Source organism: Corynebacterium sp. (assembly GCF_012838985.1).
Lineage (GTDB): Bacteria > Actinomycetota > Actinomycetes > Mycobacteriales > Mycobacteriaceae > Corynebacterium.
The window spans coordinates 1-11,534 of record NZ_DUOE01000093.1 but is presented as its reverse complement, the minus strand read 5'-3'; the positions used below and the strand labels follow the sequence as shown (position 1 = coordinate 11,534).

Genomic DNA, 11,534 nt, shown 5'->3' with positions numbered 1-11,534 from the left:
GCCTCGACGCCGTAGCCGGCGGTGAAGGGCAGCTCGAGGGCGGTGGCACGGCGGAGGGCGTATTCGCCCGCCAGGGGCTGGTTGATGTGCCCCAGACCGGGGAACAGGGCACGCAGCAGGGGCTTGGCCGTGAGTTCGGTCACACGACCGCCTCCGGTGGGTTCCCCGCGGAAAGTGCGTCGGTAATCGGCCTTGACCAGGTGGACCCCCGGATCGGCGAACGGGGCGGCCAGCGCCCGGATCATGCCCGGTTCCGGCTGCCGCAGATCGGCGTCGACGAAGACCACGATGTCACCTGCCGCGGCGGCGACGCCCCTCCACAGGGACTCCCCCTTGCCGGGGCGGGTGGGGATCTGCGGGAGGATCTCCCGCCAGTTGAGCACCGTCGCACCCGCGTCCCGCGCCCGGCGGGCGGTGGCGTCGGTGGAGTCGGCGTCGATGACGAGGACCTCGTGCGGGTCATCGGCCAGCACGGCGGCGACGACCCCGGCGACGGTGGCCTCCTCGTTGAGCGCCGGGATGACCACCGAGGCCTTCACGCGAGACCCCGGATCGTGTTGAGGGGCGCGGCGGTGCCGGCGATGGCGGCGGTCATGCGGATGACGTCGACGGTCTCCGCGACCTCGTGCGCGCGGAAGGCGGCGACGCCGCGGGCGGCGGCCCAGGCGGTGGCGGCCAGGGTGCCGGGGATGCGCTCCCCCACCGGCCGGTCGACGGTCTCGCCGACGAAGTCCTTGTTGCTCAGCGCCATGAGGACCGGCCAGCCGGTGGCGACGATCTCGTCGATGCGGCGCAGCAGCTCGAGACCGTGGAAGGTGTTCTTGCCGAAGTCGTGCGTCGGGTCGAGGAAGATCCGCTCCTCCGGGACGCCGACGCTGACGGCGCGTTCGGCCAGGCGGGTGGTCTCGGCGATGACGTCGGCCACGACGTCGTCGAAACGCACCCGGTGGGGCCGCGTGCGGGGTTCGACGCCGCCGGTGTGGGAACAGACGTAGCCGACACCGTGCTGTCCGGCGACCTCGACCAGTTCCGGGTCATAGCCGGCCCACGTGTCGTTGACCAGACCGGCCCCGGCGCGGATGGCCTCGTCGGCGACGGAGGCCCGCCAGGTGTCCACGGAGATGAGCACGTCCGGGTGGCGCTGCGCGACGGCGGTGATGACCGGGAGGACGCGGTCGAGTTCCTCGGCGGCGTCGACACGTGAGCCCGGGCCCGCCTTCACCCCGCCGATGTCGACGATCGTCGCCCCCTGGGCGATGACCTCGTCGCAGCGGCGCAGGGCGGCGTCGTCGGCGAAGGTCGCGCCCCGGTCGTAGAAGGAGTCCGGGGTGCGGTTGACGATCGCCATCACCGCCGGCAGAGCAGGACTGTCCACTGGCGGTTAGCGACGCTCGGTCTGCTCGAGAACCTCGTGGACCGGGGTGTACTGGTCGACCTGGTGCTGGTCGGCGAGACGCTCATCGGTCATGACGCGGTGGGTGTCGACGATGTGCGCCACGGCCTCGTCGACGGAGTCGGTGACGAGGAACAGGTCCATGTCCTCCGGGGAGATGAGACCCTCAGCGGCGAGGCGCTCCCGGATCCAGTCGATGAGACCGCCCCAGAACTCGGTGCCCAGCAGCACGATCGGGTAGTTGGTGACCTTGCCGGTCTGCACCATGCACAGCACCTCGAAGAGCTCGTCGAGCGTGCCGAAGCCGCCCGGCAGGCACACGAAGGCCTGCGAGTACTTGAGGAACATGGTCTTGCGGGCGAAGAAGTAGCGGAAGTTCAGGCCGAGGTCGACCCACTTGTTCAGGTGCTGCTCGTGCGGGAGCTCGATGCCCAGGCCGACGGACAGACCCTCCGCCTCGTACGCGCCACGGTTCGGGGCCTCCATGAGGCCGGGGCCGCCGCCGGTGATGACGGCGTAGTCGGCCGCCACGAGCGCCCTGCCGAGCTCGCAGCCCTGCTCGTACCAGGGGTGCCCCTCGGGGATGCGGGCGGAACCGAATACGGTGACGGCCTTCGGCATGGAGGCCAGGGCGTCGAAACCGGAGACGAACTCACCCTGGATGCGCAGGATGCGCCACGGGTCGGCGTGCAGCCAATCGTGGTCCGAGCCGAGTTCCAGCAGTCGCTGGTCGTAGGTGGACTTCTTCGCCCCGTCAGTGCGCAGCAGCATGGGGCCGCGCAGCATCCGGGCCTTGTCGGGATCGGGTGTGATGTTCGGAGCCATAGTCCTCAAACCTAGCGCTTTCCTGAGACGCCTGCCCGATCAGGTGGGTCGCGTCGTGAGGAAATCCCGGAGTTGCGAGGCCACCTGCCTGATCTGAGCCACCGGGACCTGCTCGTCCTTGCGGTGGGCGTAGGCCGGTTCGCCCGGCCCGAAGTTCACGGCCGCGATCCCCAGACGGGCGAAACGCGCGACATCGGTCCAGCCGTATTTCGCGCGGACCTCCCCCACCGCCCGGATGAGCGCCGCGGCGGCGGGCTCCCCCAGACCGGGCAGGGCCCCGGCGACGGCGTCCTCCAGCGTCACCTCGAACCCGGCGAGATGATTCTCGACGCGCCCCAGCGCCTCCTCCGCCGTCAGGTCCGGCGCGAAGCGGTAGTTCACCAGGGCGTACGCCTCGTCCGGGATGATGTTGGTGGCGAGGAAACTCTCCAGCTTCACCACGTTGAGTCCCTCCCGGTACACGCACCCGTCGATGTCGACCTCCCGGGCCTCCCACTCGGCGACCCGCTGGATGGCCGGGGCGAGTTTGTGGGCCGCGTTGTCGCCGAGCCACCCGCGGGCGGAGTGGGCGCGCTCGCCACGGGTGGTCACCCGGACCCGGAGGGTGCCCTGGCAACCGGCCTCGATGACCGCGCCGGAGGGCTCCCCCAGCAGGGCGAGCTGACCATCGAGCCACTCCGGGTCACTGACCGCCAAGTGGCCGAGCCCGTTGTACTGGCTGTCGACCTCCTCGCACTCGTAGGCGATGAGGGTGAGGTCGTAGGCCAGGTCCGGGTCATTCGCCAGCGTGGCGAAAAGATGGAGGTACACCGCCAGCCCCGACTTCATGTCCACCGTGCCGCAGCCGTACATGATGCCGTCCTCCAGACGGTGGGGGACGTTGTCGGCGATGGGCACCGTGTCGAGGTGACCGGCGAGGATGACCCGCGACGACCTCCCCCTGTCCGTCCGGGCGGCGACGGTGTTGCCCCTCCTGATGATGTGGACGGAGGGGACGTCGGCAAGCGCCTCCTCCACCAGGTCAGCGATGATCCGCTCCTGGTGGGAGGGGCTGGGGATGTCCACCAGCGTGGCGGTCAGGGCGACGGGATCCTGGGTCAGATCGAGTGCGGTCACCTGTCCAAGGGTACCCACGGTGACTCAACGTGTGTCCGGGTACGCAGGGCCGTAGACTCTGGAGACATGACAACTCAGGGAGCAACCGCGGTCGGAATCGCCAACATCGCCATGGATGGCACCATTCTGGACACCTGGTACCCCGAACCCGAGCTTCTCGACGGAACGGACCTCGTCCCCGGCACCGAACGCCTCGGCGCGGCGGACATTCCGGACAACATGCTCAAGCTCGTGCTGCTCGACGAGGACCGCATGGTCGAGCAGGTCGCCGTCCGCACCACCATCGCCGACCTCCAGGCGCTGCCGATCGACGCGCACGACGTCTACCTGCGCCTCCACCTTCTCTCGCACCGCCTCGTGCGTCCCCTCGAACTCAACATGGACGGCTCGCTGCGTCGCCTGTCCACCGTCGTGTGGACCAACAAGGGCCCCTGCACGCCCGACAACTTCGAGTTCGTCCGCACCGCGCTGCGTTCCCGTGGGCTGATCCACGTGTACGGCATCGAGAAGCTGCCCCGCATGGTCGACTACGTCGTGCCCTCCGGCGTGAACATCGCCGAGGCCGAGCGCGTCCGCCTCGGCGCCTACCTCGCCCCCGGCACCCGCGTGCTGCGCGAGGGCTACGTCTCCTTCAACTCCGGTGCCCTCGGCGCCGCCCGCATCGAGGGCCGTCTCTCCTCCTCCACCGTCATCGGCGAGGGAACGGACGTCGGACTGTCCTCCACGATCATGGCGCGCCGCCGCACCGACGGCCTGCGTGACCCGATCACCATCGGCGCGAACTGCACCTTCGGGGTCTCCTCCGGCATCATCGGCCTGAACATCGGCGACAACTGCACCATCGGCGCGAACATCGTCCTCGAGGCCGACACCCAGGTGTGGGACGCCGACGCCGAGCGCCACGTCTCCGCCTCCACCCTCAACGGCGAGTCCAACTGGTCGGTGCGCCGGGAGGTCGGGCACCCGGAGCCGGTGCTGCGTCGCATCTGGCAGTGACCGCGCGCGAGCAGGGGGCTGATCGCGGTCACCCGTGCCCCGCGCATTACCCTCGACAGGTATGACCACAAGTCCGGATGAATCCGTCGAGAGCACACGTCTGGGAAAGGGACTGAAGACCCGCCATCTCACCATGATGGGGCTGGGGTCCGCGATCGGGGCGGGGCTGTTCCTCGGCACCGGCGTCGGTATCCAGGCGGCCGGCCCGGCTGTGCTGCTCGCCTACCTGGCGGCCGGCGTCATCGTCGTGTTCGTCATGGAGATGCTCGGCGAGATGGCCGCGGCCCGCCCCTCCTCCGGGTCTTTCTCCACGTACAGCAAGCAGGCCTTCGGCCCCTGGGCCGGTTTCACGCTCGGCTGGCTGTACTGGTTCATGCTCATCATGGTGATGGGCGCCGAGATGACCGGCGCCGCCGCCATCATGGGCTCCTGGTTCGGGGTGGAACCGTGGATCCCGGCGCTGGTGTCCGTCGTGTTCTTCGCGGTGGTGAACTTCGCGCAGGTCCGGGGTTTCGGTGAGTTCGAGTTCTGGTTCGCGTTCATCAAGGTCGCGGTGATCATCGCGTTCCTGGCGGTCGGTGTGTCGCTGGTCTTCGGGTGGCTGCCCGGCACGTCGGCGGTGGGTCTGGGCACCTTCCTCGGGGACCACGGCTTCATGCCCAACGGCTGGCCGGGGCTGGCTGCGGGTCTGCTGGCGGTGGCCTTCGCGTTCGGCGGCATCGAGCTGGTGACCATCGCGGCGGCCGAATCGGAGAACCCGCAGTCGGCGATCGCGGTGGCCGTGCGTTCGGTGATCTGGCGTATCGCGGTGTTCTACATCGGCTCGGTGCTCATCATCACGCTGCTGCTGCCCTACGACCAGCTCGGTGGTGCGGAGACCGCCGCCGAGTCCCCCTTCACGGCGGTGCTCGCGATGGCGCACATCCCCGGTGTCGTCGGCTTCATGGAGGCCGTCATCGTCCTGGCGCTGCTCTCCGCGTTCAACGCGCAGATCTACGGCACGTCGCGGCTGGTGCACTCACTGGCCCTGGACCGGGATGCGCCGCGCATCTTCGCCGTGACCAACCGCGAGAACGTCCCGATCAACGCGGTGGTCCTGTCGATGCTCTTCGCCTTCGCGTCTGTGGGTCTGCAGTACTGGAATCCGGCGGGTCTGCTCACCTTCCTGCTCAACGCGGTGGGTGGCTGCCTCATCGTCATCTGGATCATGATCACCGCCAGTTACCTGCGCCTGCACCCGCAGCTGGAGGAACGGGGCGAGATCTCGACGGTCCGCATGTGGGGCTGGCCGTGGCTCGGCTGGGCCACGATGCTCGCCCTCTGGGGGCTCGTGGTGCTCATGCTTTTCGACGCCGCCGCCCGCTCCCAGGTCATCGCCGTCCTGGTGGTGGTCGTGGTGCTGGTGGGGCTCGCCAATCTGACGAAGTGGGCCCGGGGTCGGGTATCGTCACGGCCATGACTTCAGCCACCGCGCGCGGACTCGCCACCATCACGTATGACGGAACCGTCCTGGACGTCTGGTTCCCCGCTCCCCGTCTCACGGAGGAGCCCCTCGAGGCCGGCACGGTGCGCCCCGAGCAGACCCCGCAGCAGTTCGCCGCACTGGTCGGCCCGGACGAGGAGCGGGGTGTCGCCCGGGTCGCCGTGACCACCACGATCGGCTCGCTCACCGACGTCCCCGTCGACGCCCATGACGTGTACCTGCGCCTGCACCTGCTCTCCCACCGTCTGGTCCGCCCCCACGAGGTGAACCTGGAGGGGGCCCCGGAGCTGCTGACCGACGTCGTGTGGACGAACTACGGCCCCTGCACCGTCGCCGACTTCCAGATGGTCCGGGGCCGCCTGAGCGCCCGCGGTCCGGTGACGGTCCATTCCGTGGACAGGTTCCCCCGCATGGTCGACTACGTCGTGCCCTCCGGGGTGCGGATCGCCGACGCCGACCGCGTCCGCCTCGGCGCCCACCTCGCGGAGGGGACGACGGTGATGCACGAGGGCTTCGTCAACTACAACGCCGGCACCCTCGGGGCCACGATGGTGGAGGGCCGTCTCTCCACGGGTGTCGTCGTGGGTGAGGGCACCGACATCGGTGGCGGTGCCTCCGTCATGAGCACCCTGACGGGCGGCAGCGGGGCGGCCATCTCGATCGGCCGGCACTGCCTCCTGGGCGCGAACTCCGGCATCGGCATCTCCCTCGGCGATGACTGCATCGTGGAGGCCGGCCTGTACGTCACCGCCGGCACGAAGGTGACGGTGTGGGACGAGGTGGCCCGCAGCGCGGACGTGGGCAACGGACACCGCATCAAGGCGGCCGAGCTCTCCGGTGTGGGCGGCGTGATGTACCGCCGTAACTCCCTCACCGGTGCCGTGGAGGCGACGCCCAGCTCCTCCCGCACCTTCGAGCTCAACCACGAGCTGCGCGGGATGTGACCCCCGCCGGCTCCCCTACTGCGGCTGCTGGTCGACCACCACGCGCGTACCCGTGCGTGGCTTCCGGAACGCCCACAGCTTGTTGACCAGGAAGTTCACGGGCATGGCCACGATGATGGAGATCGCGGTCGCCCAGTAGAACTTGGTGCGCAGGCCGGAGGAGTCGTCGAAGATCGTCGGGGACAGGGCGATCGGTGAGAGCGGGTTCATCAGCAGCGTCGCCACGACCTGGCTGACCAGGAACGCGCCGATGCCGGTGAGCAGGAACGGGAAGAAGCCGCGCCACCACGTGCGCTGCGGCAGACCCCGGAAGGTCCAGCTGCGGTTGAGCTGGTAGTTCCAGGTGTTCGCCACGAGGAAGGCGATCGTCATGAAGATGTTGAACCAGCGGATGTTGAAGTCCGTGCCCACCAGCGGCAGGAACACGTCATATTCGGACACCCCCGCGGTCCAGCCGGCGATCTTCTTCGACGCCACGCTGACCAGCAGGTTCACCACCGTGCCGGAACCACCGACCAGACCGAACATGAGGAACTGGCGGGCGTTGTTCTGGATGCGGGCCAGTGCCCTGGACCGGTTCGTCGACCTGCCCCGTGTGCCTGGAGAACTCACGGAACCTCTTTCTGGTAGGTGGCTGCTGCTCAGGCGTCCAGCCTACAACCCGGCTCATCCGGCGACGTCGAAGACCCGTCTCCGTCCGCTGTGGGGGTCATCGAAGGCCACCGACACGGCCCGCAGCGCCAGCGGCGAACTGTAGTCGTGGAGCGCCAGCCCCCGGTCCACGGGGTAGGTGTCATCGCCGACGATCGGCATGCCCAGGTGGTTGAGCACGACGCGGATCTGGTGGGTGTGCCCGGTGACGGGGCGCACCTCCACCGTGTCCGGGCCGCCCGCCCGCAGCCACGTCCACGTCACCGTGCCGCCCTCCTCCACCGTCACCTGCCGGACGCCCCGCCGCTTGCGCAGGGGCAGTTCCACCAGTTCCCACTCCGCTCCCACCGTCACCGGCCCGTGCACCCGCGCCTCATAGCGCTTCTCGACGACGCGCTCCTGGAACAACCGCTGGTAGGAGCCCCGCGTCGCGGCTCTCCGCGAGCACACGAGGATCCCGGAGGTCAACCGGTCGAGGCGGTGCAGGGGCACGATCGCGTCCTCGCCGTACTCGACGCGCAGACGGGTCTGCACCGTCTCCCGGACGATGCGCCCGTTGCTCGTCGAGGGCACGAAACCGGGCTTGTCCACCACGATGAGGTCCTCGTCCTCGAACACCACGGTGTGCCGGAACGGGATCTCCGGCTCGGGCGGGACGTCAGGGTGGAACCACGCGGGCTGCGGGCGGTCCAGGGCCGCACCCGCCACCAGCGGCGTGCCGGCCGGGAAGGGTGCGTCGCCGGCCGACCCGGCCCAGTACGGGCGGTCGGCGGGGACGACGTCGCGGAGCACGACCCGCTGCGGGGAGATACCCTCCCGCGCCGGGATCGGCGCGCTACACACCGGCGGCGAGGCGGGCCGCGGCGGCGTCGACACGCTCGTCCGTGCCGGTCAACGCCACACGGACGTACTGCTCGCCACGGGGGCCGTAGAAGTCGCCCGGCGCGACGAGGATGCCCCGCGCGGCCAGCCAGTCGACGGTGTCGCGGCAGTGCTCACCGCGGGTGGCCCACAGGTAGAGGCCGGCCTCGGAGTCGTCGACGGTGAACCCGGCGTCGAGAAGCGCACGCAGGAGCACCGCGCGACGGCGACTGTAGAGGACACGCTGACCGGCCTCCTGGTCATCGTCGGACAGCGCGACGAGCATCGCCTCCTGGACGGGGCCGGGGATCATGAGTCCGAGGTGCTTACGCACCTCGAGGAGCTCGGAGATGAGCGCCCGGTCACCGGCGAGGAAGCCGGCGCGGTAGGACGCCAGGTTGGAGCTCTTCGACAGCGAGTGGATGGCGATGAGACCGGTGTGGTCGCCGTCGCAGACCCGCGGGTCGAGGATGGAGACGGGTTCCTTCGAGTCGTCCCAGCCGAGGCCGATGTAGCACTCGTCCGAGGCGACGATGACGCCGCGCTCCCGTGCCCAGCCGACGACCTTGCGCAGGTGCTCCACGCCGAGGACCTTGCCCGTCGGGTTGGACGGCGAGTTGAGGAAGAGCAGATCGGGGGTCTCCGGGCCGATCTTCAGCAGGGAGTCGGCGCGGAGCACCCGGTTGGAGCCCAGCAGCGCCGCGACCTCGTAGGTGGGGTACGCGACCTCGGGGATGACCACGAGCCCCTCCCGGATGCCCAGCAGGGTGGGCAGCAGCGCGATGGCCTCCTTGGTGCCCACGACCGGCAGCACGGCGTCCGGGGTCAGGCCCGTCATGCCGTAGCGCCGCGCGAGGGATGCCGCGATCGCCTCCCGCAGCTCCGGGGTGCCGGCGGTCTGCGGGTAACCGGGCTCCGCGGCGGCCGCCGCCAGCGCCAGCTGGATGCCCGGGGCGACCGGGTCGACGGGGGTGCCGACGGACAGGTTGACGATCCCGTCCGGATGCGCCTCGGCGGTCGCCTTCGCGGCGTCGAGGGTGTCCCAGGGGAAATCGGGCAGACGGGCGCCCAGAGGCGTGCGGGCCACCGGCTACTCCTGGTTCTGCGGCGGCAGGGCGGCCACGAAGGGGTGGTCCTTGTCCACGGGGCCGGTCTTCGCGGCACCACCGGGGGAACCCAGGTCGTCGAAGAAGGCGACGTTGGCGTTGTAGTACTCGTCCCACTCCTCCGGGACGTCGTCCTCGTAGAAGATGGCCTCGACCGGGCAGGCCGGCTCACAGGCACCACAGTCGACGCACTCGTCGGGGTGGATGTACAGCATCCGCTTGCCCTCGTAGATGCAGTCGACCGGGCACTCCTCGACGCAGGAGCGGTCAAGCACGTCCACACAGGGCTGGGCAATGATGTAGGTCATGGGCGTCGGGCACTCCTTTAGAACCTGAAAATCGGCAGATAATGGAACCTAGTATGTCACTTCCCCCGCACGAGCGGCCAGACGCCTCCGGCCAGACCTGCGAAAAGAAGCAGAACACTCCGAATATTACTGCCGACGAGCTGGTCCCCCGTCACCACGACCCCCATCATCAGGGCGAGGTACCCGCCCATCCACACGTAGAGCGGGATCGCCGCGACGACCGGCTCCGGGGTCCACAGCCGTGCGGTGCGGGTGAGCACCATGTTGAACAGGAACGCCAGCACGATCGTGTACGGCACGGCCAGACGGGCCCCACCGGGCAGCGTCACCCAGGTGCCCAGGTAGACGACCTCGAGCAGCACCGAGATCAGCGACGCCACCGACAGCCAGATCAGCCCGCCCACGGCCTCGCCGCGGCTGAAGTCAGTGCGCACGAATCCCTTCTGCGTGCTCATTCGGCCGCCCCGCCCCGGGTCAGGCCGTCGAGGAGCCCGGGCCCGCCGAGCAGGTCCGCCTCCGGGAGGCTGCCGGCCCCGAGCTGGTAGTGCTCGCGGCCCAGCAGCGGCTGCGCGTGCAGGTTGGACAGCGCCCACACCGGGTGCGCGCCCTGCCCCCACGCGGCGCGCGGGTTCGTCGCGGACACGGACCCGTCCGCGAACCAGATCTGCGTCGCGTGCGCCCGCATGGCCTCGCGCTTGGCGGCCAGGGCGGCGTCGTCGAGGGTCACCACGAGATCATGCTTCTCGACGCCCGCGTTCTCCAGGTACTCCCGCGGGGGCAGGGTCCAGCCCTCGGGGACCTGCGTGATCTGCCCGACGCCCTCCACCGTCTCCGGCAGGGAGCTCACGGTCCACAGGATGCGGGGCACGTCGACACGCTCCGCGGCGGCGTGGGTGATCTCGTGTGCCCGGATGTGGTCCGGGTGACCGTAGCCGCCGTCCGGCCCGTAGGTGATGAGCAGGTGCGGCCGCTCCGCCTCGAGGATGCGGGTGAGCAGCTCGACGGCCTCCTCCCCGGAGTTGACGAAGGCCCGGGGATTCTCGTGCGCCGGGCTGCCGGCCATGCCGGAGTCACGGAAGCGGCCGGCCCCGCCGAGGAAGCGGCCCCGCACCTCGAGGATCTCCAGGGCCCGGGTGAGTTCCCCGATGCGGAAGCCGCCGAGCTGGTCGGCGTGGTCGTTGGTCAGGTGCGCGAAGGGGGCGCCGATGACCTCGCCCTCCTCGCCCAGGGTGCAGGTGACGACGAGGACGTCGGCACCCCGGCGCGCCAGGTCGAACAGGGAGCCACCGGTGGTGATGGCCTCGTCGTCGGGGTGCGCATGGACGGCCACCACGCGGTAGCCGACCAGATCACGGGTCGTCATTGCTTCCTCCAGCTCGCGACCGTCGAAATGCCGGCGGTCCAGTTCTCAAGATCCGGGTCCGGACCAACGATACCTGCGCCCAGGACCAGCACCCGCCGTTCCCCCAGCAGCGGGACGATGACGTGTTCCCGGGCGTTGACGTCCGCGAAGAACGCCTCGCCCTCGTCGACGGTGGCGGCCCCGGTGATGAGCGCCTCCGCCATCGCCTGGGTGTCCTCCGCGCAGTAGCCGGACAGGTTACCGGCACGCGGGGCGTCGGGGGCGGTCGGGCACAGCCAGCGGGCGGCCAGCCCGAGGGAGGCGCCGGCGGTGTGCTGCCACGCGATGACCGCGTCCACCCCGGCGGTCCCGTCGCCGGGCAGCTGCGCACCCGTGAGGTCCCGCAGGTCGGAGGTGACCGTCTCGGCGCGGACCTCGAACTGTGAGAGCAGGTCGACGATGGTGCGGGCGGCCGACAGGGCGGCGTCGTCCGCCGGGTCGACGCCGAT

At 70.0% G+C, this 11,534-nt stretch carries 13 protein-coding genes and 1 pseudogene; 3 read left to right on the top strand and 11 right to left on the bottom strand.

Annotated elements, in window-relative coordinates; translation table 11 throughout:
• The 4 genes from GXZ33_RS05315 to dapE all read right to left on the bottom strand — a co-directional run.
• On the bottom strand, positions 1–539 hold a 539-nt coding region (locus GXZ33_RS05315; RefSeq protein WP_291339827.1), incomplete at its 3' end, for a glycosyltransferase.
• Entirely contained in the window at positions 536–1,348 is an 813-nt protein-coding gene (gene folP, locus GXZ33_RS05310; protein WP_291339829.1) for a dihydropteroate synthase, read from the bottom strand. The genes folP and GXZ33_RS05315, both read right to left, overlap by 4 nt.
• 33 nt (positions 1,349–1,381) lie before the next feature.
• Positions 1,382–2,218, bottom strand: coding sequence for a TIGR00730 family Rossman fold protein (locus GXZ33_RS05305; RefSeq protein WP_291339826.1), 837 nt, complete (start codon positions 2,216–2,218; stop codon positions 1,382–1,384).
• Between the two features lie 39 nt (positions 2,219–2,257).
• Positions 2,258–3,334 (bottom strand): succinyl-diaminopimelate desuccinylase, encoded by a 1,077-nt coding sequence (gene dapE, locus GXZ33_RS05300; RefSeq protein ID WP_291339825.1) that lies wholly within the window; start codon positions 3,332–3,334, stop codon positions 2,258–2,260.
• A gap of 66 nt (positions 3,335–3,400) precedes the next feature.
• Between dapE and GXZ33_RS05295 the strand changes: the two genes are divergently transcribed.
• From GXZ33_RS05295 to dapD, 3 genes are all read left to right on the top strand, one after another.
• Positions 3,401–4,330 (top strand): DapH/DapD/GlmU-related protein, encoded by a 930-nt coding sequence (locus GXZ33_RS05295; protein ID WP_291339824.1) that lies wholly within the window; start codon positions 3,401–3,403, stop codon positions 4,328–4,330.
• Between the two features lie 61 nt (positions 4,331–4,391).
• Positions 4,392–5,789: an amino acid permease gene (locus GXZ33_RS05290; RefSeq protein WP_291339823.1), complete on the top strand. Its 1,398-nt coding sequence runs from the start codon at positions 4,392–4,394 to the stop codon at positions 5,787–5,789.
• The gene (gene dapD, locus GXZ33_RS05285; RefSeq protein WP_291339822.1) at positions 5,786–6,757 is read left to right on the top strand and encodes a 2,3,4,5-tetrahydropyridine-2,6-dicarboxylate N-succinyltransferase; all 972 of its coding nucleotides are present in this window, start codon (positions 5,786–5,788) and stop codon (positions 6,755–6,757) included. Before GXZ33_RS05290 ends, dapD begins: the two co-directional genes overlap by 4 nt.
• Positions 6,758–6,772: 15 nt before the next feature.
• On the opposite strand, the gene GXZ33_RS05280 is transcribed toward dapD, so the two are convergent.
• The 7 genes and pseudogenes from GXZ33_RS05280 to GXZ33_RS05250 all read right to left on the bottom strand — a co-directional run.
• The gene (locus GXZ33_RS05280; protein WP_291339828.1) at positions 6,773–7,285 is read right to left on the bottom strand and encodes a GtrA family protein; all 513 of its coding nucleotides are present in this window, start codon (positions 7,283–7,285) and stop codon (positions 6,773–6,775) included.
• Positions 7,286–7,423: 138 nt separating this feature from the next.
• Positions 7,424–8,251, bottom strand: a complete 828-nt coding sequence (locus GXZ33_RS05275) for a pseudouridine synthase (protein WP_291339821.1) — start codon at positions 8,249–8,251, stop codon at positions 7,424–7,426.
• Positions 8,244–9,356 (bottom strand): succinyldiaminopimelate transaminase, encoded by a 1,113-nt coding sequence (dapC, locus tag GXZ33_RS05270; RefSeq protein WP_291339820.1) that lies wholly within the window; start codon positions 9,354–9,356, stop codon positions 8,244–8,246. The genes GXZ33_RS05275 and dapC overlap by 8 nt, the downstream gene beginning before the upstream one ends.
• Positions 9,357–9,359: 3 nt before the next feature.
• Entirely contained in the window at positions 9,360–9,683 is a 324-nt protein-coding gene (gene fdxA / locus GXZ33_RS05265; RefSeq protein ID WP_291339819.1) for a ferredoxin, read from the bottom strand.
• Between the two features lie 56 nt (positions 9,684–9,739).
• Complete coding sequence (locus GXZ33_RS05260) at positions 9,740–10,138, bottom strand: hypothetical protein (protein ID WP_291339818.1); 399 nt, start codon at positions 10,136–10,138, stop codon at positions 9,740–9,742.
• Positions 10,135–11,046 (bottom strand): N-acetyl-1-D-myo-inositol-2-amino-2-deoxy-alpha-D-glucopyranoside deacetylase, encoded by a 912-nt coding sequence (mshB, locus tag GXZ33_RS05255; RefSeq protein ID WP_291339817.1) that lies wholly within the window; start codon positions 11,044–11,046, stop codon positions 10,135–10,137. Before mshB ends, GXZ33_RS05260 begins: the two co-directional genes overlap by 4 nt.
• Positions 11,043–11,534, bottom strand: a pseudogene (locus tag GXZ33_RS05250) (ABC transporter family substrate-binding protein); the annotation flags it as partial. The pseudogene GXZ33_RS05250 and the gene mshB, both read right to left, overlap by 4 nt.

What these genes read in the sequence shown, in the direction of transcription:
- GXZ33_RS05305 (WP_291339826.1), bottom strand. Translation starts at nt 2,218, where the DNA reads ATGGCTCCGAACATCACACCCGATCCCGACAAGGCCCGGATGCTGCGC.
- GXZ33_RS05290 (WP_291339823.1), top strand. Translation starts at nt 4,392, where the DNA reads ATGACCACAAGTCCGGATGAATCCGTCGAGAGCACACGTCTGGGAAAG.
- GXZ33_RS05280 (WP_291339828.1), bottom strand. Translation starts at nt 7,285, where the DNA reads ATGTTCGGTCTGGTCGGTGGTTCCGGCACGGTGGTGAACCTGCTGGTC.
- folP (WP_291339829.1), bottom strand. Translation starts at nt 1,348, where the DNA reads ATGGCGATCGTCAACCGCACCCCGGACTCCTTCTACGACCGGGGCGCG.
- GXZ33_RS05260 (WP_291339818.1), bottom strand. Translation starts at nt 10,138, where the DNA reads ATGAGCACGCAGAAGGGATTCGTGCGCACTGACTTCAGCCGCGGCGAG.
- fdxA (WP_291339819.1), bottom strand. Translation starts at nt 9,683, where the DNA reads ATGACCTACATCATTGCCCAGCCCTGTGTGGACGTGCTTGACCGCTCC.
- mshB (WP_291339817.1), bottom strand. Translation starts at nt 11,046, where the DNA reads ATGACGACCCGTGATCTGGTCGGCTACCGCGTGGTGGCCGTCCATGCG.
- GXZ33_RS05295 (WP_291339824.1), top strand. Translation starts at nt 3,401, where the DNA reads ATGACAACTCAGGGAGCAACCGCGGTCGGAATCGCCAACATCGCCATG.
- dapD (WP_291339822.1), top strand. Translation starts at nt 5,786, where the DNA reads ATGACTTCAGCCACCGCGCGCGGACTCGCCACCATCACGTATGACGGA.